The organism is Streptomyces sp. NPDC101194 (genome assembly GCF_044767885.1).
In the GTDB taxonomy this organism is placed as follows: domain Bacteria; phylum Actinomycetota; class Actinomycetes; order Streptomycetales; family Streptomycetaceae; genus Streptomyces.
On record NZ_JBIWOS010000006.1, the window covers coordinates 177409 to 199778 of the forward strand.

Annotated in this window: 18 protein-coding genes and 2 pseudogenes; 10 read left to right on the forward strand and 10 right to left on the reverse strand. The window is 68.0% G+C overall.

Features of this window, described 5'->3' with window-relative positions; genetic code table 11:
- Positions 1-81 precede the first annotated feature (81 nt).
- A complete protein-coding gene (locus ACIRP2_RS23300; RefSeq protein ID WP_361443514.1) occupies positions 82-804 on the reverse strand; it encodes a GPP34 family phosphoprotein in 723 nt (240 codons plus the stop codon).
- A 164-nt stretch (positions 805-968) separates the two neighbouring features.
- Between ACIRP2_RS23300 and ACIRP2_RS23305 the strand changes: the two genes are divergently transcribed.
- Positions 969-3617, forward strand: coding sequence for a D-alanyl-D-alanine carboxypeptidase family protein (locus ACIRP2_RS23305; protein ID WP_404253219.1), 2649 nt, complete (start codon positions 969-971; stop codon positions 3615-3617).
- 88 nt (positions 3618-3705) lie between these two features.
- On the opposite strand, the gene ACIRP2_RS23310 is transcribed toward ACIRP2_RS23305, so the two are convergent.
- Positions 3706-4119 (reverse strand): acetyltransferase, encoded by a 414-nt coding sequence (locus ACIRP2_RS23310; RefSeq protein WP_404253221.1) that lies wholly within the window; start codon positions 4117-4119, stop codon positions 3706-3708.
- Positions 4120-4338: 219 nt separating this feature from the next.
- On the opposite strand from ACIRP2_RS23310, the gene ACIRP2_RS23315 reads away from it, so the two are divergent.
- The 5 genes from ACIRP2_RS23315 to ACIRP2_RS23335 all read left to right on the forward strand — a co-directional run bounded on the left by ACIRP2_RS23315 (position 4339) and on the right by ACIRP2_RS23335 (position 8841).
- Entirely contained in the window at positions 4339-6156 is a 1818-nt protein-coding gene (locus ACIRP2_RS23315; RefSeq protein ID WP_404253223.1) for an MFS transporter, read from the forward strand.
- Positions 6157-6256: 100 nt separating this feature from the next.
- A complete protein-coding gene (locus ACIRP2_RS23320; RefSeq protein WP_404253225.1) occupies positions 6257-6538 on the forward strand; it encodes a hypothetical protein in 282 nt (93 codons plus the stop codon).
- A 62-nt stretch (positions 6539-6600) separates the two neighbouring features.
- Positions 6601-7293 (forward strand): hypothetical protein, encoded by a 693-nt coding sequence (locus tag ACIRP2_RS23325; protein WP_404253227.1) that lies wholly within the window; start codon positions 6601-6603, stop codon positions 7291-7293.
- On the forward strand, positions 7290-8171 hold the full coding sequence (locus ACIRP2_RS23330; RefSeq protein WP_404253229.1) for an isocitrate lyase/phosphoenolpyruvate mutase family protein: 882 nt from the start codon (positions 7290-7292) through the stop codon (positions 8169-8171). Before ACIRP2_RS23325 ends, ACIRP2_RS23330 begins: the two co-directional genes overlap by 4 nt.
- Positions 8172-8460: 289 nt before the next feature.
- Entirely contained in the window at positions 8461-8841 is a 381-nt protein-coding gene (locus tag ACIRP2_RS23335; RefSeq protein WP_404253231.1) for an antibiotic biosynthesis monooxygenase family protein, read from the forward strand.
- 182 nt (positions 8842-9023) lie between these two features.
- Here the strand turns inward: ACIRP2_RS23335 and ACIRP2_RS23340 are convergent, their stop codons facing one another.
- The gene (locus tag ACIRP2_RS23340; protein ID WP_404253233.1) at positions 9024-9179 is read right to left on the reverse strand and encodes a hypothetical protein; all 156 of its coding nucleotides are present in this window, start codon (positions 9177-9179) and stop codon (positions 9024-9026) included.
- Between the two features lie 110 nt (positions 9180-9289).
- Positions 9290-10393 (reverse strand): hypothetical protein, encoded by a 1104-nt coding sequence (locus tag ACIRP2_RS23345; RefSeq protein ID WP_404253235.1) that lies wholly within the window; start codon positions 10391-10393, stop codon positions 9290-9292.
- A gap of 570 nt (positions 10394-10963) precedes the next feature.
- Between ACIRP2_RS23345 and ACIRP2_RS23350 the strand changes: the two genes are divergently transcribed.
- The gene (locus ACIRP2_RS23350; RefSeq protein ID WP_404253237.1) at positions 10964-11563 is read left to right on the forward strand and encodes a hypothetical protein; all 600 of its coding nucleotides are present in this window, start codon (positions 10964-10966) and stop codon (positions 11561-11563) included.
- A gap of 515 nt (positions 11564-12078) precedes the next feature.
- Entirely contained in the window at positions 12079-12291 is a 213-nt protein-coding gene (locus tag ACIRP2_RS23355) for a hypothetical protein (RefSeq protein WP_404253239.1), read from the forward strand.
- A gap of 375 nt (positions 12292-12666) precedes the next feature.
- Here the strand turns inward: ACIRP2_RS23355 and ACIRP2_RS23360 are convergent, their stop codons facing one another.
- Both ACIRP2_RS23360 and ACIRP2_RS23365 read right to left on the reverse strand, forming a co-directional pair.
- Positions 12667-13554, reverse strand: coding sequence for a prohibitin family protein (locus ACIRP2_RS23360; protein ID WP_404253241.1), 888 nt, complete (start codon positions 13552-13554; stop codon positions 12667-12669).
- Positions 13555-13884: 330 nt separating this feature from the next.
- Positions 13885-14072, reverse strand: a pseudogene (locus tag ACIRP2_RS23365) (hypothetical protein).
- Between the two features lie 507 nt (positions 14073-14579).
- Here ACIRP2_RS23365 and ACIRP2_RS23370 point away from each other — a divergent pair.
- The gene (locus tag ACIRP2_RS23370) at positions 14580-15881 is read left to right on the forward strand and encodes a right-handed parallel beta-helix repeat-containing protein (RefSeq protein WP_404253737.1); all 1302 of its coding nucleotides are present in this window, start codon (positions 14580-14582) and stop codon (positions 15879-15881) included.
- 599 nt (positions 15882-16480) lie between these two features.
- On the opposite strand, the gene ACIRP2_RS23375 is transcribed toward ACIRP2_RS23370, so the two are convergent.
- Positions 16481-17221 (reverse strand): class I SAM-dependent methyltransferase, encoded by a 741-nt coding sequence (locus ACIRP2_RS23375; protein ID WP_404253243.1) that lies wholly within the window; start codon positions 17219-17221, stop codon positions 16481-16483.
- 224 nt (positions 17222-17445) lie between these two features.
- On the opposite strand from ACIRP2_RS23375, the pseudogene ACIRP2_RS23380 reads away from it, so the two are divergent.
- A pseudogene (locus tag ACIRP2_RS23380) lies at positions 17446-17690 on the forward strand (integrase); the annotation flags it as partial.
- 561 nt (positions 17691-18251) lie between these two features.
- Here the strand turns inward: ACIRP2_RS23380 and ACIRP2_RS23385 are convergent.
- The 3 genes from ACIRP2_RS23385 to ACIRP2_RS23395 form a co-directional block, all read right to left on the reverse strand.
- Complete coding sequence (locus ACIRP2_RS23385; RefSeq protein ID WP_404253245.1) at positions 18252-19628, reverse strand: Shedu anti-phage system protein SduA domain-containing protein; 1377 nt, start codon at positions 19626-19628, stop codon at positions 18252-18254.
- 133 nt (positions 19629-19761) lie between these two features.
- Positions 19762-20487: a PaeR7I family type II restriction endonuclease gene (locus tag ACIRP2_RS23390; protein WP_404253247.1), complete on the reverse strand. Its 726-nt coding sequence runs from the start codon at positions 20485-20487 to the stop codon at positions 19762-19764.
- A gap of 12 nt (positions 20488-20499) precedes the next feature.
- Positions 20500-22176 carry an Eco57I restriction-modification methylase domain-containing protein gene (locus ACIRP2_RS23395; protein ID WP_404253249.1) on the reverse strand — a complete coding sequence of 559 codons (1677 nt, stop codon included), beginning with the start codon at positions 22174-22176 and terminating at the stop codon, positions 20500-20502.
- Positions 22177-22370: the final 194 nt, after the last annotated feature.

Sequence of the window (22370 nt, forward strand, 5' to 3'; positions counted from 1 at the left end):
CGGTGCGCGCGGCGCCGAGTGCGGCTGTCGGGCCTCTCGTTCGGATCGTGCCCGGCTCCGGCCTGATCCGAACGAGATGCCCTAGTGGGCCGCGGTGTGCGCCATGCTGCCGCGGCGTGACTGCGACTGCACTTGCGGTTGCAACGGCATTCCGGCCGCCTGGTTGCGGCGTGGTTGTGCGACCGCCCCGTTCTGGACGTCCATCACGGCGTGCGCCACGAGTCCGCCCATCGGGTCGTGCCTGATCAGGTCCCGGAGCCTGGAGCGCGATGAACGCCCCTCGTTCCCGGGGTACAGGTGCTTGCCGAGTCCGACCGCGTGGGCCAGCGCGGCGAGCGCCGCGGTCCGCGGGTCCGGCGGTACGCCGGTGCGGATCGCACTGTCCAGCCTGGCTCTGATGTCCCGGCTGATCGCCGTGTCCGTCGCCTGGTAGCGAGTTGTCGGCAGAACTCCGCACATCTGGCCCGCCACGGCATGCACCATGCCGCATCGCTCCAGATGAGCGAGGTAGATCTGACGCAGCCCCAGACGGGGCCCGCCGATCCAGTGGACCGCCCGGACCGGGCTGCCGCGTCGGCGCAGCAGTTCCAGTGCGGAGTCCAGAGTCGGATCTCCTGTCGGCCGTGGCATCACCACGGCGATACGATCCCCGTCAGGGGCTATCCGTCCTGCCAGAGCCAGCTCCACTAGCTGAGCTCCGGCGAGGCCGAGGTCGAGCGACTGCGGCTGCGCTGTGGTACCCGTGGTCGGGTCCAGAGCGAGCAGCAGAAGCTCCTCCGGAATTGTTCTGCGGCTCCTGCCCATCCATGCCTCCCCGCGTGGATGAATGACAGGGTGACCCCTCTCACATTGGTCTGTCGAGGGTGCCTGGGTGCTTTGTATGGGAACCAGTAGGTATGTCGTTCTCGTCTAGCAGCCGGGCCGGTGGTTCACACGGGACACTGGTAGATGGTTCGGACAGCGCGGGGATGTCCCCGCGCCGCATGGAGGAGGCATCGGTGGCGGGCGAGTCCCCCGACAAGTCGAAGCAGCAGAAGTCGTCGGGGACGGCTCGCGGCGAGAGCGATCCGCGGCTTGCCGTCTTCCGTGAACCGCCCGCCGACGCGGAGGCCCGCGGCGGGACGGACACGGCCACAGCGGTTTTCCGTACGGATTCGTCCGGCGACGGCGAGGGCGAGGGCGGCAAGGCGGACACCGCGACGGCCGTCTTCCGTACGCGACCGTCCGGGGACGACGAGGACGGGGAGCGCGACGCGAGCCCGGCCGCTCGGGAGACCTCCGACGACGAGGCCCCCGGCGGTCTGGACGGCTCCGAGGCCGCTGCGGGCGCCGAGGGCGCCGAGAGGGCGGAGAAGGTCGCTCAGGGCCCGGAGAAGGCGTCTGAGGCCCCTGAGGCCGCCGTGAGCGCAGTGGACGCGGAGGACGCGGCCGCCGCCGAGCCTGCCGCTGCCGCGGAGCCCGAGGCGGGCGACGCGCGGCTGCGCGCGGCGGTCGCCGCGTGGGTGTCGAAGGATGGCGAGGAGGGCGACGAGAACGGCGAGGGCCCGAAGGACGCCGACGCCGCGAAGGGCGCCACGTCCGAGAACGCGGCCGAGCCGGATGCGGACGCCTCGGATGCGGGGGCCATGGCGAAGGACGACACGGCGGAGCCGGTTGTTCCGGCTGCTTCGGACGACGATGCCCCTGACCGCGCGACCACGTCCGGCGACGACGCTTCCGACGAGGCCCGGGGCACCGGGTCACGCGAGAAGACCTCGGACGCCGAAGACGCCGAAGAAGTCGCAGGCGCCGAGGACTCGGAAGACGAGGCCGACGCCACGGCCGGTGCGGGCGACGCCGGTAAGGCGGAGGCCGCGGACGACGCGGCGAAGGCCGAGCGCGCGGACGACGCGGCGAAGGCCGAGCGCGCGGACGACGCCAAGGGCACGGACGAGGCGAAGGACACCGCGAAGGCGAAGGACACCGCCAAGGCGAAGGACGTCGACGCCGCCGAAGAAGCGGACGGTGAGGACAAGAAGGACGGCTCCGGGGGCAAGCGCGGCGGCGATCAGCCGACCGCCGTCTTCAGGACGCCCGCCGCGGCCAAGGTCGACCAGCCGACGACCGCGCTGAAGATCACTCGGCCCGCGGCGAAGCCGGACACGGAGTCGAAGCCCGAGTCCGCCGCCGAGCGGACCAGCAAGTTCGTACCCCTGCGTGGCGACGACGTACGGCCGGCGCCGACGCCCGCACCTCGCAAGCCCGAGGCACCGGCGGCCCCCTCCGCCGCGACTGCTCCCGCTTCCGCGCTCTCCACCGCCGAGCGGACCACGCAGCAGCCGATGCCGCCCAGGCCGCCGCTCGACCTGCTGGCCGAGCTGACGAACACGCCTCCGCCGCCCGAGACGCCCGTCCGCACCGCCGTGCGCCGGGTCAAGATCTGGACCCCGCTGGTCCTGCTTCTGCTGATCATCTTTGCGATCGTGCAGATGGTGCGCCCGCTCCCGGACCCCGAACTGGGGCTGTCGATGGATCCGGCCTACACCTTCAAGGGGGAGGGCCTGCACCTTTCCTGGCCGTCGCAGGGGCAGTCGGCGGTGAGCGTGGACGGTGTCGGTTCGATGGGCAGCGCGGGCGCGCAGAAGCCCGCGCCCATCGCCAGCGTCGCCAAGGTCATGACGGCGTACGTGGTCCTCAAGGACCACCCCCTCACCGGCAAGGAGGAGGGCGAGAAGATCACCGTCGACCAGCAGGCGGAGGACGAGTCCAAGCGCGAGGACGAGTCGACGGCACCGATCACGAAGGGGCAGCAGTTCACCCAGAAGCAGTTGCTCCAGCTGCTGATGATCCCCTCCGGGAACAACGCGGCGCGGCTCTTCGCCCGTTGGGACTCGCCTTCCGAGAAGGAGTTCGTCGCGAAGATGAACGCCGCCGCCAAGGACCTCGGGATGACGAGCACCACGTACACGGACCCCAGCGGCCTGCAGAAGACCACTGTCTCCACCGCCGAGGACCAGCTCAAGCTGGCCAGGGCGGTCATGCAGAACGACGTGTTCCGGGAGATCGTCGACACCCCGCAGATAAAGATCCCGGGCATCGACCAGGTGATCTACAACAACAACACCATCCTGCTGGAGCCGGGGGTCAGCGGCATCAAGACCGGCTCGTCCACCCCGGCCGGCGGGAACCTGCTCTGGTCTGCGAACACCGTCGTGGACGGGAAGAAGCTCTGGATCTACGGCGCCGTCATGGGGCAGCAGGCAGGCACCGGCCAGCCGTACGACAGCCTCGTGATGTCGCTGAACAACAGCCTCAAGCTGATCAAGGGCGCGCAGAAGGCCGTGACCTCGGCCCTGGTCGTGAAGAAGGGCGACGTCGTCGGGTACGTGGACGACGGCCTCGGTGGCCGGACCCCGGTGGTCGCGACCCGTGACCTGAAGGCGAAGGGCTGGCCCGGCCTCAAGGCCGAACTGGCCGTGTCGGAGAACGGCAAGAAGATTCCGCACGACGCCTCGGCGGGTACCGAGGTGGGCCTGGTGAGCGTGGGCACGGGTCCCGGAAAGGTCAGCGCCCCGGTGGCGCTCCAGCAGGATCTGAAGGCTCCTGGCTTCGGCCAGAAAGTGGCGCGAATTAGCTGATCAAGCAGACAGACGTCCGGAACACACCTGGGCCACGCAGCGCGGCACGCGTTGCGTGGCCCAGTCCGTTCCGGCGGGGTTCCGGTGGTCAGCCGCAGTGGCTCCACCCGCTCGTCCAGGACTCGTCACTGCCGAGCATGCCTCCCCACTTCACACACTTCCCGCCCGCGGCCAGGCGCACCGGCCCGGCGTACGCGGTGAAGGAGCCGCTGTCGTACTGGGTCGCGCCGCCCTGCACCTGGAGCCCCGCCTCCATGTAGGCGGCCTTTCCGGCCGTGTTGCGGATCGTCACTACGCAGTTCTTGCCGGCACCGGCGCTGTAGAGCAGATAGACGGTGCCCGAGACGGACTGGAACCGGTGCGAGTCGATGACCGAATAGCCCGAACCGCAGAGGCCCGCCGGATCGGCGGCGGCGGCCTGGGCGGGGGCGGCCATGGTGCCGAGCGCCATCACGCCCACCGAGGCCGCGAGTGTTGCGGTGCGTGCTTGCCATCTGCGCATGGGAACTCCCTGATCGTGTGAGTAAAAGATCTTGGACGATTGTGGCAGCCCGCTTTGGAATGACCCGTTCCGTACGACCCCTTTCGGACAGTGATGGGGTGCGTGCTAGCGTCCCGGAAGCAACGCGTGGATCCCGGGACGCGTCTTCCGGTACATGAGGCCCGCGCGGTACACCGTCGGTTCCGACCACGTGTCCGGGCAAGGACGGGGAGAGTCGCAGTGACCACTGCTGAGCCACGACGGGCGAAGCACAGCACGGGTCTCGTGGACCCCGAACGGGGCTCCGCGCGGCGGTCCGCGCCGGACGGCGGCGGTCTCGCGGCCGGATTCGCGCAGCGGTGCCGCCGGCACCCGGTCCTGCTGACGACCGCGGTCGCCGCGGTCGCCCACCTGCTCTGGTTCTTCTTCTTCGCGAACAGCGGTGGTGACCTCGCGGCCCAGGACGCCTGGGCGGAGTTCGTCGGCCGGCATCCCGGTACGGCGTACAACCTCGCCTGGTACGGGGGCATGCACCCCGTCTCGTACAGCGTCGTGTCGCCGTATCTGATGTCGGTGCTCGGCGTGCGGACGACGATGATGATCGCCGGGACCGTTTCGGCGGCGCTGACGGCGCTGATCCTGGTCCGGGTCCGGGCCGTGCGCAACCCGCTCGCCTGCTCGCTCGCCGGGGTGTTCGCGTACCTGTGCAACGCGCTGTCCGGGCGGGTGACGTTCGGGCTCGGCATGATGTTCGCGGTGGGGGCGGTCGCCGCGGTGTTCTGCTGGCCGCACCGATGGCGGTACAAGCGGTGGGCCAAGGCGGCCGTCGCCGCCCCGCTGGCCGCGCTCGCGACGGCGAGCAGCCCCGTGGCCGGACTGTTCCTCGGCGTGGTCGCCGCCGCGCTCTTCCTGAACAAACGACGCCCCGGGGCGTACGCGCTGGGCCTGGCGCCGGTCGCGGTCGTGGCGCTGTCCGCGTGGCTGTTCCCGTTCTCCGGCACGCAGCCGATGTCGCTCGCGACCCTGTCGCTGCCGTTCCTCTTCGCGGCCCTCGTCTTCGTCCTCGTACCGCGCGACTGGAAGACGGTCCGCACCGCCGCCGCCGTGTACGGCGTCGGGACGCTGCTGACCTATGTGATCGACTCGCAGATCGGCTCGAACGTCACCAGGCTGGCGATGATGTTCGCCGGTGTGGTGCTGCTCGCCGCGCTGCCGTACGCGAAGCCTCGCTCCCGGCGCTGGTACGCACTGGTCCTGGCGTTCGTCGGGATGAACTTCTGGATCGGCCTCAAGAGCGTCGACGACATCGTCCGGACCGCTCCCGCCGCCTCCTGGTCGCGCGAGCTCGCCCCCCTGGTCAATGAGCTGCAGAAGGTCGGCGCGGAACGCGGCAGGGTCGAGGTCGTGCCCGCCAGCAGCCACCGGGAGGCGTCCGCGCTCGCGCCGTACGTCAATCTGGCCCGTGGCTGGAACCGGCAGGCGGACATGGAGCGCAACCCGCTCTTCTACGACGACTCCCTGAACAGTGCCGCCTACCGCGAGTGGCTCGACCGCTGGGCGGTGCACTACGTGGTGCTGCCCAAGGGAACGCCGGACTCCACCGGCGCCGTGCAGGAGGCGGAGCTGGTCGACGAGGGGCTGCCGTATCTGAAGCCGATCTGGTCGGACGCCAACTGGCGGCTCTTCGAGGTCGACAGCCCGGTACCGCTGGCGGACCCGCCGGCCACGGTGGACCGGGCCGGTGCCGGCGAACTGACCATCCATGTGAAGAAGCCCGGCCGGATCCTGATCCGTATCCCGTACTCGCACTGGCTCGCCCTGGTGGACGAGAAGGGCAAGAGCGTGGAGCGGCCGCAGGAGACCGAGGCGTCCAAGCATCGCCAGGACGAGAACAGCCCCCGGACGTATCTCAACACCAACGGCTGCCTGATCAAGGTCGAGGAGGACGCGGACGGCGACGAGTGGACGGAGCTGCTCGCGCCGCGGCCGGGCGTGTACCGGCTGGCCGCGCCCTACCAGCTCTCACCCGGCACACCGTGCCCGGAGGAACTGCGCTGAACCCGGCCCCGGAGCCACCCGGTCGGGGTGACATCCGGGCCGGTGGCTCGATGGCCGGGAATCGGCTTCGCGGGGCCGATTCCGCGGCCATAGTTGATGTATGAGCCTGACCACAGACGGAGAGCCGCCCGGCCCCGTGCGGTTCTACCTCGCGTGCGACCGCCGGGGCTGCCGGGCACGGGCCGTGTTCGACCTGGTCATCGCGGAGCCGCCGCCGGACATCGAGACCGACCTGTTCGGACATGTGCTGCACAGTGCGACCGTCGCCTCCCCGTACATCGCGGAGCTCGGATGGATGTTCATCCAGCAGGAGGGCTACTGGTGCCCGAACTGCGCCTCGCCGGGACGGCGCCCGCGGTCGAGGGACGTCACGTCGTCCTGAACCCGGGATGCGCCGACAACGGTTCGGCAGGGACCGAAGCGTCACGGATCTAGCGTCGAGGCATGACGGACACGAAGCACGCACCCGGCGTACTCGACGCCCTGCACACACCCGACGCACCGCACGCACCCGACGCACCGCGCACGCCCGACGCCCTGCACGCACCCGACGTCCCGCGCACGCCCGACGTGCCGCGCACATCTGACACGTCCGGCCTGCTCACACCGGGCGCCCCCGACACCCTCGACGAAGCCCCGGTGACCGACGACCGCGACCCCGCGCGGATCCTGACGGCCATGGTCGACCACGTCCTGGGCCTCGCCGGGACCTGGACCGGATGGGACGGCCGTCCCATCCCCGCCGACGACCGGATCCACACCCCGCACAAGGCGATCCGTCGTGTCGCCGACCACATGGTCGACCATCTCGCGGAGATGGAGGCCAGACTCGTGGGTGAGGAGACGCAGCCGGACCACTGGCACGCCTCGGCCATCACGACCGAGGCGGACCTCGCCCCGTTCACCGAGGCCGACCTCGACGAAGCGCGCAGCAGGCTCGTCCGTCTGGCCAGGGTCTGGGCGAACCGTCTGGACACCCTGACACCCGACCAGCTCGACCGGTCGCCCGGAAAGGGGTGGACGTTCCGTCAACTCGCCTTCCACCTGGCGGAATCGACGTACTACGCGGACTCCGTGGGGGACCTGTCGGCGGTCGACGCACCCGCTTCCCGCCCGTACCGGACACCGAAGCCATGACGCCGGACGACTCGCCCGGCGAGGCCGCGCTGCCCCTGGCCGCCACCGCGTTCGCCGCGCTGCACCGTTCGTCCGGGCCGCCGTTCCTGATTCCCCATGCCTGGGACCACGCCTCGGCGTCCGCCCTTGCCGGGCAGGGGTTTCCGGCCATCGCCACGACCAGCCTCGCAGTGGCCGCCGCTGCGGGCCTGCCGGACGGTGCGGGAGCGACCCGGGCGCAGACGCTGCTGCTGGCCCGACGGCTCGGGACCGGACCGTATCTGCTCTCCGTGGACGCCGAGTCCGGGTTCGGTGACGACCCCGACGAGGTGGCCCGACTGGCCCGTGAACTGGCGGACGCCGGGGCGGTCGGCATCAACCTGGAGGACGGCCGCCCCGACGGCACCCTCGCTCCGGTGGCGCTGCACGCGGCGAAGATCGCCGCGGTGAAGGCCGCCGTACCGGACCTCTTCGTCAACGCCCGTACGGACACGTACTGGTTGGGCGGCCGGGAGAAGACCGCGACGACGTCTCGACTCCAGGCGTACGAACAGGCCGGCGCGGATGGTGTGTTCGTGCCGGGGCTCACCGATGCCTCGGAGATCGCCACCCTGGTGAGGCGGCTCGAAACCCCTCTCAACATCCTCTACGCGCCCTCAGGTCTCACCGTCCGCCAACTCGGCGACCTCGGGGTGCGCCGGGTGAGTCTCGGTTCGCTGCTGTTGCGGACGGCGCTCGGGGCGGCGCTGGGCGCGGCGGCGGACATCCGGGCGGGCAGGCCGGTGGCCGGGGGAGGGCCCACGTATGCGCAGGTGCAGGCCCTGGCCGGTCCGTCGTACGAGCCGGGGGCGCGGCCCGGGAACCGGGCAGATCCCGCAGGGAGCGGCACCGGTCGGTGAGTCATTTGTCCGAGCGTCCTTCCCGCAAGGGCCCGCACGCCGTGGGTGTATCTGAAGGCCGGAGAGGTGGTCGAGGTGACGTTCGACGGAATCGGTGCGGTGTCCACGCCGATCGTCTGAAGGCCGGGCCGCCCGGCCGCACTCGCGGCGGACCGTCTCACGGTGGCCCGAGTCGTTTCCGGGTGCCGGTGAAGTGCTCGGACAGCTTTGGTCAAGAGTTCGATCCCTTATGCATCCCGTTCAGCAAAGGCGCTGGATCGTCGTGCGCACCCCGCCTTACGGTGGCGCCATGAGCAATCACTCGGAAGCACCTGTCGCACCGGTCGAGGCCCATGAACCCCCCTACTACGTGGCCGTCTTCACTACGGTGCGAACCCAGGACCAGAGCGGCTACGGCGAGACCAACGCACGCATGGAAGACCTGGTGAAGGACGTCCCCGGGTTCCTGGGGATGGACCACGCGCAGACTCCTGGCGGGCTGTCCATCACCGTCGGGTACTTCCGGGACGCCGAGGCCCTCACGGAGTGGCGGTCCAACGCCGAGCACCGCGCGGCGCAAAAGCGCGGGCAGGCCGAGTGGTACCAGAGCTACACGCTGCATGTGGCGAAAGTGGAGCGGAGCCACGGGTTCGAGCGAGCGTCGGTGCCGCAGAGCCCGACAGCGGGCTGACCGACCGAGGTCACCTCGGCGACCGTCCCGCCCCGAGCCTGCATCGAACGGGTCGGCGTGCGGCCCGCGAGCCCGCTCCGGCGCCGCGTCAGAGAACCCTCGTCCTTCGTGATGTGACGCAGAGCACGAAGCAGCTGACACGCGGGTCGACCGAGTCGCGCATCTCACCCGACCTCGTGGCACTACTTGCCACCGCTACGTCTGCGGCGCACTCGCGACACGGTCCAGATCCCGACGCCGATGATCGGGAACACGATCAACGACATCGTCACCACGGCGGTGATCCCCACGAAGAGGAACGTGACCAGCAACTCCCATATCGAGGGGTCCTGTTCCATACCCTGCCTCCTTGAGGTGGTCGCGCGACCCTGCTCTGGCGAACGAAGATGGATCACGGGCGAGTGGTGTGCCCCGGCCGGGCCGCCCATGAGGCGCCTGTAACGGCCATTCACGACCGCGTGGCAGTCCCGCACCCCGCATCGCCGGCCTTTCGCATGCGCGTTTCCATCGACGTGCTCCGGTCGTACGGGTCGACCTCGGGGCCGTCTCCCGGGCGCGAGGCCGCGCGCTCCGTGCTGAACTTGGGGGTGAGGTAGCCGGTGAAGTTGTCGCAGCCGCCGTTGGTGCTGTCCACCTTGTAGGAGACGAGGGAGAACGTACCCGGCTCGACGATGACCTTCGCCGGGTCGTCCCAACTCATCACGACCTCACGGCGCACGATGGTGCGCGCGACTTCGTCGCTTCCCGCTGCAGCGCGCACGACCGGATACACGTACGTGACATCGGTGGTCACCTCGACCGCACCGCGCTTACCTTCTTGGTACGTGACCCGCCCTCGTGCCTTGACCACGCCCCCGACAAGCCGGACCTTCGTCTTCTCGAACCGGCTGAACAGCAGCAGAGGATCGTTCTCCCGGCTGGGCGCACGGAATGCGGTCGCCAAGTAGTCCTGGACATCCTGCTGATGAGGATTGATCAACGCAATCGCCTTCTTCGGCTGTTCCCCGCGCAGCACACCAGGATCCAGACTGGACGCGGTGAGGAAGTCCCGGGTCTTCTCGAGCGTCTGCGCGACCTGCCCCTTGCTCATCCAGCCGGTCGCGTGTGCCTCAGGCAGGCCGATCCCGGCCGTCCCGTCACCCCACTGCGCAGCGGGCGACCCCCTGAACGGCTGCTCCATGGTCGGACGTCGGGCTGTCGATTCTGTCGGCGGCGGTTGATCCGGACGTTTCGACTCCACGGCGAGCGGCGCACTCTCGCCGCCTTCCCCTCCGCCTCCGAACCATCCAGCCACCCGTCCTGGATCCAGCGCCACGACCAGCAAGCCGACCGCAACCAGCAGACCGATCACGTACCAGCCCTTGCCTTCTTGCCGCCGGGCCGGTCGGTGACTCCGCCACGGCTCCGGTCGGTCGGTCTCCTCCCGCAACCGCCGGGCCACCATCCGGGCCCGCGCCGACGGCTCCTCGGGCGCGCCCTTGGTCCCCGCCTCGGCTTCACGAAGGAAGCGCTCCCATTCTTCGTCCGGTATGGACTCCCCACCCTTGCCCACGACGGGCCCCGCCCTTCCCGCGTACCCGGCCCCTCCCCAGGGCCGGTCATCTTCCGCGCATCATCACACAGCTCGGTTCGGAGCCTTTTGCCTGGTGCCCCGGCAGGATGCGAACCTGTGACACCCGCTTCAGGAGCGGGTTTGGGCGGTTGCCGACATGAGCCGTGAAGACATGGCGTGGGGCAAGGCAATGAGCCCGCGCCGTCGTTGCCGCCGAGCCCCCATGAGTCCCCACCCGTTCTGGCCCAGGAGCGGCACGACCTCGTGGCAGTGAGGCAGCCGATCCTTGTCGCACCCCGGGTCGCGGCCTTTACCGTGCGGACGACCACACCGATGGCCAAGGCTGCGACCTCCCCCGCGTTCTGGGGCTCATCTGGTACTGGGCCTGAGGGGGGCTCGCCTGTTGGAGGCGGAGGCCGGGCAGTGCCGCCAGCTCTGCGGCAGCACGGACGACGCCGCACCGGCACGGGGCGGTGATCGACAGGCGTGATCACGCATGGTAAATGATCAGTCACACGCAGTGATCTACGGGGGGTGTCAGGCCCGCCGCGAACAGACATGGAGCTCCCCATGCGAGCAGCAACCACACGCATCAACCGTCGGCTCAGGCGGTCGACCACCCTCGTCAAGGCGGCCGTCGGCGGCGCTCTGTTGGCGGCCCTCATCGCCGCACCGGCCTACGCCGACGGAACGCCGGACCTCGGCGCAGCTCGCACGGCCATGGCCGCCGTGCCCTCCGACCCGGGAGGCTCGACATGGCTCCAGACCGACCCGCTCACCTTCAACCACCCCCTCAACGGCGCCGACCGCGCCTACGAGCAGATCTCGGAGGTCCCGGATCTCAAGATCCCCTTCCCCGGTGTGTGGGAGATCTCCTACAACGTCCGCACAGCGATCTCTCTGCCTGCGAACGCGGCATCGCTGCACACCCACACGGCATTGTTCAACAACGGCGCGGTCATGCCTGAGAGTGAGGCACTGACCGGCATCTACGGCTCGAATCACGCAATCCAGGCCACCGCCGGTCAGACGTTCCTGCACACCTTCGCCGCCGGGGACGTCGTAACGCTCCACGCGTCCCGCATCGGGCAGCCCGGCAACATCTCCATCCTCAGCAACAGTGACGGACGCACCGGAATCATGGCGCACTGGGTGAGCCCGGGATTCTGAAGGGCTGTGCGGCCCGCAGTGCTTCTGTCCTTGCATCTGGCGATGACGAGGTAGTCCAGGGGCCCATCGCGCCCGAGCCGTGAGCACGAGGTGTGACGAATTGGCGGTCCGTTACGAGGTGACCATCCTCGTAACGGCCGTCAACAGGTAGCTTCGACCAGCACATTCGGTACACGTTCCAGTCCTGTGCGCCCCCAACTGAGCCACCACTCACGTACGGCGCACCGTCCATTCCGGAGTCAGAGCGCCCCCGCCGGAGGCATGTCCTTGAGCCGCGGGTCGGTTCTCGTCCCATGCCCTCGGGCCCACACAGCGGACGCGCGTCGGCGCAGCGCGCGCGGAGCGGGCCGAAGGCAGGAGCGCGGCCAGAGCCGGGTGCCCTGATGAGGCGTCGCCACCGACCCCGCACCTCCCAGCACTATCACCCGAATGGCGTCACATGACGTGCCACCCACATGGCTGACGATCAAGCTGACTAGTGCCCCAACCGAGGCAATCCGTGAAAGGGGAACCAAATGCGCATTCGACGAATCCTCGCCGCCGTCATCGCCACGTCAGCCCTCGCCGGACTCGGCCTCACAGGCGCCGCCACCGCCACCGCCGCCGCACAACGCGCCCCATCCGTCGTCAGCCCTTCTCAGTGCAGGGAGGGAGGCGGAGATCCCCGGATCGACTTGCCCGGCAACCCCTGCGTGGGTGGTAAATACGACGGCCAGGCGGTCGACTAAACGCCACAAGGCGCCCCGCAGCCACGCGCCGCGGGGCGCTCCCGCGCGAGCGAAGCCGGGAGATTCGCAGGGACTGTGCCGATCTGTCGGGCACGCCAGGTCCGAGCCGGCCCGGAAGCACGGCGGGCCGGACCTCCCGAACACCGTCGCGCCGAGTGCAGCAAGCTGCCAAGGCTTGCGCGGCCGTAGGCCGCGGCCCTCGCGAAGTACCTCGGGTACTCCGATCCGGGGCCGAGGCCGAAGGCGTACGCGCACCTCATGCCAAGCAGCCGGGAGCGGGCCCGGAAGGCTCTCGGGCCGACTCTCCGCCCGCGAGATCACACGGGCTGAGGCTCCAGGGAGGTCCCAGACCGTGAAAATGCCCCTGCTCCGGAATCACTTCCGGCCGCTGCCGTCCACGATGACCGGGGTGCCGTTGCCGGAGCCACAGGGCACGGCGTAGACCGGGTTCTCCTTGGCCGCTTCCCTGTACGCGTCGATGCACTGGTTCATCAGAACCTTGTCGGTCAGAGAGTCGTTGAGGATCTTGTTGGCGCGGGCGGTGCCCTCGGCCTCGATCTTGCGGCGCTTGGCCTCCTCTTCCGCCGTGCGGGTTGCCTCGGCGGCCCGCTCGGTGGCCTCCTTCTGCTGGATCTTGCGGTCGATCTGCTTCTGGAGGGCGTCCGAAGGCTTGACGTTGCGCAGGTTCACGGCGGTGATGTCGATACCGCGGGGCGCGAGCCGCTCCTTGATCAACGTGTCGATCTCCGCGTTGATCTTTTCTCGGGCCGAGGCGTATCCCTGCTCGCTGGTGTAGCGGGCGAAGACGTTCCGGACGATCTCCCGGCTGTCCGGGAAGACCAGTCGCTGCTGAATGGCGTCCTCGCTCCCTGCCAGCCGATACAGCTCCCCCGCCTTGTCCGGTACGACCGCCCACTTCACGGTCACCTCCACGTACATCACACCCCCCTGGGAAGACCGCACCTCGACGACGTCCTTGTCGGAGAGGTTGAGGTCGACCGGACGGGTCGAGAACCGCGTGACATCGGTGAACGGCGCCTTCAGATGCATCCCGGACGTCATCGGCGTACCCACCTTGCCGAAGGTCACGGGCACGCCGACCTCGTAGGCGCTGACCACGTACACAGTGCTGGCGATGCCACAGAACACGCTGCCGAGCAGTGCGGCGCCGGCACCCAGCCGAAGCCGGGACGAGTCCTGGGCACGGCCGACGAAGTACATCACCACGGCGGCGAGAACGAGCAGGCATGACAGTACGAGCACGGTGACTCCCCCCTGAGAGACCCTCAGCGGTGCCCCCCCGGCACCGCTCGCCAGTGGAGGATAGGGCATCCGAAGTGCGAGGAGATCAGCGGGCGTTCGCAAGCGGCGCCACTGCTACGGCGTGGGCCTGCGTGCTGTTGTTCAGCACCTGCGTCGTCATCCTTCCCGACCACGTCGTCGGCTCGGGTCCGGGCGACATCGACACCAGGAGGGCGTACGGTCGGGACGAGGCTCTATCAGGCGCGGCCGCCTTCCCTGTGATTCCCCGCTGTTCCCGCCCGTTCCGGTGCGGTTGTGGTGCGCGTGCTGGTCATCCACGTTCGGGGGCCCCTACCGCTTCTGCGCCCTGTAGCGCTTCATCAGCACAGTGTCCGTGAGTGATCCGCCTGGCCGTTGAGCTCGGCCACGAGATCGTCGGGACACAACTCGTAGAGATCGCCCCACCACCGACGTCCCCGGTTGTCCCAGATCCGGTAACCGCCCGGCACGCCCCTGGCCACATAACGTCTCCTGCTCACGTTCCCCCGTTTCCGGCACAACCCCTGCTGTCCTTCAGCGAGTCATTCCCGACGCGTGACCATACGCGGGCTGCGGCCAACCAGCGAGGCGGTATGCGGCTGCTGCCCCACACGCTTTCCAACGGGGGCGTTCACCTGCTGCGTCCATGGGCGGCCGGCTGTCGACGTGGAGACGGCTGGGAGTCTCGACTGAACGGTCGTGAACGGAGCTGAATGAGACGGAAACTGAGACGGCCGCCCATGGTCCTGGAGCTGACCTCGCCACCACGGCACGCCCGGGCTGTCAGCCGGGATGACCTCGGCCCTTGCCGGAATCTTCCCGTCGAGGGCCCGCTCTGTGCGGAGGGGGCCGTGGCGGTTGAATCGGTCATGTTCCGGTTCTTGATTGAGCCAGAATGCTGACTTTCCGGAGCAAGCGAGTGGCCGCGCTCAATTCATCCCTTTCGAGAGTCGATGCCAGTTCAGGCAACTTGGCCCTTGATCCGTTATCACCGAAGGGGAGCGAGAATGCGCAGAGCGATTTTCTCAGCAGCGAACGCCGTATGCCTTCTGCTCGGTCTGCTCACTCTGGCCACGCCGCAAGCCGGTGCCCAGACCGCATCCTCTGCGGCAGCGGAGCACCAACGGCCGGCACAGCAAAGGACTGCGTCCCTTCGCGCCCGGCTTGCCGGGCACGCCCCCGCTGCCCTTTCGGCTGGGACACCGGCCCGGGTCACCGGCGGAGCGCCGGAGGTGACCGTGCCCACCTGTAACGCGAGCGACCTGATCGCGGCGATCAACACGGTCAACGCGTCCGGCGGCACCGTGAACCTCCGTCGTGGCTGCACCTACACACTGACCAGCCCGGACAACGACTCCAACGCTCTGCCGGTCATCGTCAACACCGTCACTATCAATGGCAACGGTGACACCATCGAGCGCGCTGCAACCGCTCCGAAATTCCGTATCTTCGAGGTCGCCGCGCCCGGCGACTTCACCCTCAACAATCTGACCGTGAGCAACGGATACATCGGCCCCCTCGGCGGCAGCGTCGGCGGTGGCATCCGGGTCGCCAGCGGCAGGTTGACCACCAACCACACCCGGATCACCGGCAGCATTGCCGACATCGCCGGCGGCGCCGTCTACCTCGACAACTCGAGCGTGGGCAGATTCAAGTCCACGACCATCGACGGCAACATCTCGGCCGGGTGGGGCGCCGGCCTGTACCTGGAATCCAACGCCACCGCGACGCTGACCGGGTGCGCGGTCACCGACAACCGCGCCACCGCCGTCCATGGCGGCGGCCTGTACCTGGAACCCGGCGCCACCGCGACGCTGACCAGGTGCTCGGTCACCGGCAACACGTCCACCCTCGCCAACGGCGGTGGTATCGCGAACGAGGGTGGCAACGTGATCGCGAACCACACACGCATCATGAACAACACCGCCGTACAGGGCGGCGGGATCTTCAATACCGGCGGCACCGGCGTCACCCTGAACTACAGCCCGGTCACCGGCAACACCGCCAGCAGTTCCGGCGCTGTCGGGGGCGGCATCTACAGCGGTGGCCCGCTGAAGCTCAACAGCAGCCCGGTCGAGAACAACACCGCAACCGGGACCAACGCCCGTGGCGGCGGCATCTTCAATGGTGGGACCGCGACGCTTCGCAGGAGCCGGGTGGACGGAAACCATGCTCTTGGCACCGGGGCTCAGGGTGGGGGCATCTTCAATGGCGGCACGGTCACTCTCATCGCCAGCCCCGTGGTGGCGAACATCCCCGACCAGTGCGCACCACCCGGATCCGTACCAGGGTGCCGACAGCGCGGGTGAGGTTGTGTGCGAGGGCGAGCCAGGCGGCGTTCGCCTGGAAGCGCCCGGAGGGGGCGTGCGCGCGGTCGGCGTCGGGCTCGTCGTGTGGGGACACATGTGAAAGCCCGCGTGTTGATCGGCTCGCTGCCTGCTGAGAGGCGACCGCCGTCAGCCGCTTCCGTCAAAACGGCCCGGACCGTGATCGGTCCGGGCCGTTTGCGCGCCGCGGACGGCATCGTCCTGCCGGTGAGGTCGCACCGGCAGACCCTTGCTGACAGCCACCACGCGTACATCTGCGCACCGTACGACGATGTTGTGGTGACCACCGACCACGACGGGCGGGTGCTCAAGACGATCGAAGGGCTCGATGGGGCTCGCGGCATGCCCCTGTCCCGGGACGAGTCCACCCTGTACGTGGCCTTGTCGGAAGCCGACGCAATCGCCGCCGTCGACACCACCACACTGACTGAGACGCGCCGGTTCGCCACCGGGGCGGGCGCGGAACCGGAGAACCTCGCCGTTGCAGGCGGGAGGCACGGCGATCCTGCCATCGGGCCCGGTGCACCAGTCCCCAGGCCTGCCCGGCGAGGGGATGCGTTCACGTCTCGGCGCGGCGGAACTCACGGTTTGTGGGTTACCCAGAGCAGTTCCGCCGGCCAGCGGTGTGCCCAGTCGGGTGGGTCGGTTTCGTTGTAGCCGTTGAGTGTTCCGAGTTCGGGCCGCGGCTCGATGAGGTCGTCGATGACGAGACCCGCGCCGCGCAGGACCTTGACCCAGTCGCCGTAGGTGAGCTGATAGCTGGTCGCGCCGTCGCCTTCGGCGATGGTGTTCAGCCCGAAGTAGTCCTGCTGCAGCGTCGTGGTCACGCGGCCGGCGGCTTCGTCGTAGCAAGCTTCGAACCATGGGCTGGCGACGTTGAACACCAGGCGCCCGCCTCGGCCCAAGACGCGTGCGGCCTGCGGGACGGCCAGATGCGGGGGCGCCCAGCTGAGCCCACCGAAGTCGCAGAACACCAGGTCGAAGCTGTCGGCGGCGAAGGGGAGTCGTTCGGCGGCGCCTTGCACCAGCGGATAGCGGGCCGCTCCCATCGCGCGGGCCGCTGCGGCGAGTTGGGCTTCGGACAGGTCGAGCCCGACCACGGTGGCTCCCTCGGCGGCGAGCGCCCTGGACCACTGGCCGGCGCCGCAGCCGAGTTCGAGGACGCGCTTGCCGGTGACGTCACCCAGGGCGTGCAGGTGCGCGTCGGGGATGGAGTACATGCCCCACAGCCGGGGTGTGGCGCCGATGTGCGGGTCGTGCTCGTGCTGGTAGGCGCTGCTGATCCGGTTCCAGAGCCGCCGGTTGGCGGGGATGCTGTCCACGTGCCGACTCCAGCACTGCCTGCCGGGGGCGGTCAACACGATAAGGGCACTGACCGGCCCTCGCCTCGGTCCGGCCCCGGCTCGGCCCGTGATCCGCCAAACGTCGCCGTGGCGGCGGCCATCTTGGGCTTCCTGCGGAAGCGTGCACCGTGCACCGGGTGACGCCAGCGCAAGCGTATCGACACCCGGTAGTCGCCACCCGGGCCCTGCGCCTCGCCGGTAGTCGGCGGCTCGTCCGTGTCGGCATGGGGTTCCGGCAGGGCGAAACGCTCGGACTGCATTGGTCCTACGTCGGCCTGGAAGCGGAACTGTTCCGCCCCGAGTGGCAGCGACAGCGCCTCACCTGGCGGCACGGCTGCGACGCCCCCCCCACGTCTGTGGCGGGCGCCTTCACCGCTTCGAGCCGTACCCGCCAGACTGCACCACACACAAGGGGTACAAGCGTGGCTGCCCGAAGGCGTGCACCAAACGCTGGCCTCCACGGCCGGGGCCAGCACGCGGGGGTTGATGACGCGGATGGGCCACAGCTGCTCACGAGCCGCGTTGATCCACCAGCACCTGCCCAGCGATCGTGACCGGGCCATCGCCGACCGGCTTGGTGCCATGATTCGGGGCGGTGGGGGAGCGGCCTCCGTCCCTCCGAGAGGGACCCTGCGGGTTTGTAATGGCACGCCTGTGGCACGACCCCTGAAGCGCCGAAGGGCCAGCCTGGGAGGAAATCCCTCCTGAGCCGGCCCTTCTCTCTGTGCCCCCGGCAGGATTCGAACCTGCGACACCCGCTTTAGGAGTGGGATCGAATCCTTGCTGGGGGGTGCTCGACGCTGCCGCAGGGTGCTGTTCTGCCTGATCACCGCCCTGCGGCGTCGTACCCCATCCCGCTCGTGACGCCCTGTGCCGGACCGTCCGCTCACGCATCGCGCACGCACGGAGCCCGCGGCCTGGAAGGCAACTGCGCAGCTGGCAGACAGGTCATCCCACGCAGGGGGCAATGACGAACTGACTAGGGCGGAAGCCTGCCTTGGCTCAGGGGCTACGCCTCTTCGCTGCCCAGCCGGCTGTCTTCCTCAAAGGCGAGGGCCCGCTCGGCCGTATCCAGAAGGTCGGCATACGTCAGGACCTGGATCCGAGACAGGTGGGCGTTGTAGGTCCTGATCGTCTGGTCGACCTGCTCGCGAGTTGCAAGGTCCGCTGCTGTTCGCTCGGGATAGCCAATCACCACCGTGGCGCGAGCGCGTCGGTAGTCGTAATTCAGGTTCAAATCGTTGCGGTGGAGAGTGCCGAGAGCCGCGCCCATTTCGTCGAGGGTGCGCAGGTAATTCATGCACTGTCCGACAGCTTGGTTGACGGCGCTAGAGAGGATGAGATGGTTTTGGCGCGGTCGTCCAACGAGCGGCGCCTCGGGTCCCTTCAGCTCGATGATATTAAGGCTGCGGTCGGCCGAGATCAGTGGGATGTCGTGCTGGTGCAGGTTCATGAGATCTCGCCTTACAGCGACCCCAATGTACTGCCCGCCGAAGATCCAGTGCTGGCCAGACAGAGCCTTGTGCATGATGGTCTCGTTTGTCTCTTCAGACATGGCGAGCGCCCGCAGCTCTTGAACCAGAGCCCGTCGTCGGCGGATGACGGCAGACTCTGCTGCAAGCAAGCCAGCCGGCGTCGAGGTGAGACCAGTGAGGACGTCCTGGATGTCGCTTCGGCGAGCCAGCATCTCGCCGAAGGTAAGGGAGGTAACTCCCGTCGTCCCCTGCACCTCGGCTAGGTGAAACACTTTCTTGACGAACCCGTCGACGAACGCAGTGATCGACATTTCGGCATGAGGTTCCTGTAGCGTCGCACTCTCTTCAGTACGGGATGTTACGTAACAGATTCCGTCATAGAGGCCATCCTTCTTGAATTGCGAGAAGACTTCTGCCAGGCGTTCCTTATATGACAGGCCATCGCCGATGGCGGAGTATCCTTCGCCGCTGCGCTGGATGGGTCGGTTGGCTCGTTCGCTATCTTCGAGAATGAAGAACAAGCCGAGGTGCGGTTGGAGAGATGCGAGTTCCTGGCTTGCGTATTCTCGACGAACGTCGAAGGCGACGGACGTAAGCTCGGAGATTCTATTGGTGTAGTTGTTTCCAAGGGCGGGGCCGCCGAGTCCCTTGAAGGTGATCGCGCCAAGGGGAACCCCATCCTTGACGACCGAGAGATGCCAGCGCCCGAGGCGATATGCGCCCGGCAGGGTGGCGTTGCGCCCGACGCGGATCCAAGCCGGGTCAATGCCCCTCGTGACGAGTTCCTTGACCAAGGCTGCGCAGAGGCGGTCCCCCGGCCCTTTCACGGTGTAAGGCTGTGAGCTGCGTGGGTCCATGGCGCTGCGCCGCTGGTGAAAGTAGTCTCTGGCCGCTTCCCTGATCGCGTCCACGATCAGCCACCCCCACTCGTTGTGTCCACGACTCTGCTGCCATGAGGCTACTGGCGGGGTGTGACACAGCACCTATACGGCTGGCGGGTGCTGTGTCAGTGGTCGCGAACGCGGAAGAGGGCGCGATCCGTAGCTATCCGGGGAAGCCAAGGTCCTTGAGGTAGGCGAGCCGTGCGTTTATGGCCGCAGAGAAGTGGCGCCAGTCGAGCTTGTCGACGGGCTCGTGGGGCTTCGGGTCTGCTGCCGAAGAGGTGATGTAGCAGGCGGCGTTGTAGAGCCGTTCGGACAGGAGCCTCTGGCAGAAGACGGCGAAGCGTTCTTGGTAGGACATTCCTTGCCAGATGCCCTCCACTGGCAAGGCGCCCTTGGCCGCCTTGACCGGCCTACGAGACCCTGCCTCGTCCTGCATGATGAAGAAGTAGCCGAGCCAGGGTTCCTCCCCTGGATACAGATCAGCCAAGGCTGCATGGCGCAGGTCAATGGCGCTGCCGAGCGCTTCCTCAACCCGGTTGTTGTAGTTGTTGCCGAACGACGGACCGCCGAGGGCCTTCAACTCGAAGGCAGCCACGAGGGTGTCTCTATGGACGACGACCAGGTCCCACTGCTTCTGCGGCCGGTAGTAGCCGGGCAGTTCGAGGCCCTGTGACTTGGTGACGCGGATGCTCTCTGGCGGGTACCCAGCGTCGAGGAAGAACTTCGACAGCAGGACCGCGATGGGGTCAAAGTGCTTGCCGCCACGTACGGAACCTGCCGTACCTGCTCCCACAGCAGCCTTGATCGCTGACTGCTCTCTTTGCAGTTCCTTGGCGCCCCAGTACGCCGCTATGGCGTCTTCGAAGTCTTGGCGGGTGACCGTCAAGATCCGCTCCTCCTAGTCAGGCAGCTCGGCAAGCCCGTAGACACGCAAGGCGGCCTCGGTGGCAGCCTCCACGTCCCGCTTGTCGAAGGCTTCTGCAAGAGCAGCCTGGTCGCTCTCGCTGATCGCTGCGGCGTCTGGGACGCGGATCTTCCGGAGGTACTGCGCCTGGAAGCGGAGGGTGCCCCCACGCATCTTGACCGCGTACGCCTCCACGAATGCCTCCGCGACCTTGGACAACAGCAGGCCACCGAGTACGCGCATGTCCCAGACGTCCGAGACGATGAAGTACAGGTTGTGGTGAGGGTACAGGCCGCCTTCGTCGAGGACTGGGTGGATTCTCAGCTTCATGTCTGGAAACAGCAGCTTCTGCCGACGGGTGAGGTGATGGTCGACCTTGTCGATGGTCTTGTACCAGCGCTGAGGCTGCTTGACCGCTACGTAGCGCTTGCGCAGGGCTTCGCCGTGCTTCTCGAAGTAGGAGGCGAGACGCGGATACGCAGCGAGGTCGACCAGATCGCCGCTGGCTGTCCAGGGGTTGACCAGGCGAGTGCCGTCCCAGTTGATCGTGCCTGTGGTGGTGTCACGGACCATGGCCATGGGGAGCAACCGGTCTTCCTCGACCAGGTCCTTGTCCTTGGTGAGGAAGACCTTGTCGGCGCCGGTGGCGACGCCGATCCCGACCCTCGTTCCCGTTTCGGTGTCCTCCAGGAGCCGGAAGCGCTCGGTGAGGTCTTCAAGGACCGCGAGCCTGGCCGGCGAAGCAGCCGGCCACGAATCTTCCTCGGGGAACCAGTGAGGCATGCGAGCAGCCTGGTAAGAAGTCTCCGTGACTGCTGGTGCCTCGCTCGCCAAGTACCAGTCGGAGAAGTCTCCCGCTTGTTCCGCTCCGAAAGACCGGTTCGTGTCCACGGCAACCGCCGCTCCCTGGGGCTTGTTCGAGATGACGGTGATCGCGGGATAGGCCGAAACCTGCTCGTCGAAGGCATCAACATCGTGCATCACGAGGGCGAGGTCCATGCTGAAGTCCCTCGTCACCAACTGCCTCAGCCGCCGGCCGTACTGGTTGCGCATCCAGCGATCGGCACAGATGAAGCCAAGCTGGCCACTGTGGTTGAGGCTGCGCAGGGCCACTTCATAGAAGCCGATGTAGATGTCCGCTCGACCGCCCATGGTGGAGCAGGCCCGGCGGTAAGCCGCCATGCGGTCGTCGGGAACGTCTTCGAGTCGGATGTACGGAGGGTTGCCCACGACGTAGTCGGCACGGTGCTCGGCGTCCGATTGCAGCAGGTAGTCGCCCTGCTGCACCCACGCTGTGGCGACCCTCCTCGCGTCTTTCGGTTCCCAGCCTTCTTCCTGAAGTTTTTCCGTGACCAGCGCCTGGCTCTGCTCTACGTTGCGGTCCAGCAGGTCGAAGGCACGGACAGCCCCGACCGCATCCGTGATGGGGCGCTGATGTGCCTGGCACGACGCACTGATGCGAGATGCGACGACCGCCAGGAATGCGCCACCACCGCAGGCTGGCTCGACGAGCTTTACATCGCTGAGGTCCTTGTCGGCGGTATATCCGAGAAGATCCAGAATGAGCTCGACCACCCAGGCGCGTGTGAAGACCTCGCCGTGTTCCACGGCCTCTTGCAGGGACTCGGGAAGGGAGAGGTTGTCGGTGCTGAACAGCGAAGGAGTTGCCACGCAAAGGACAGTACCGCCCGCGCCCTACGGCACCTCGCGTCTATCCACAGAGCGTAGTCAGGAAATAACAGGAGCCCGCCTGTGGTGCACGGCCTTCCCTCCGGTTACAGGTGGTCATAGCTCCCGCAGTCCCGTCAGGACGCGCCCGATCAGAAGAGGGGGCAGCCGCATGGCCACTGGCGCCTCCTGGCTCA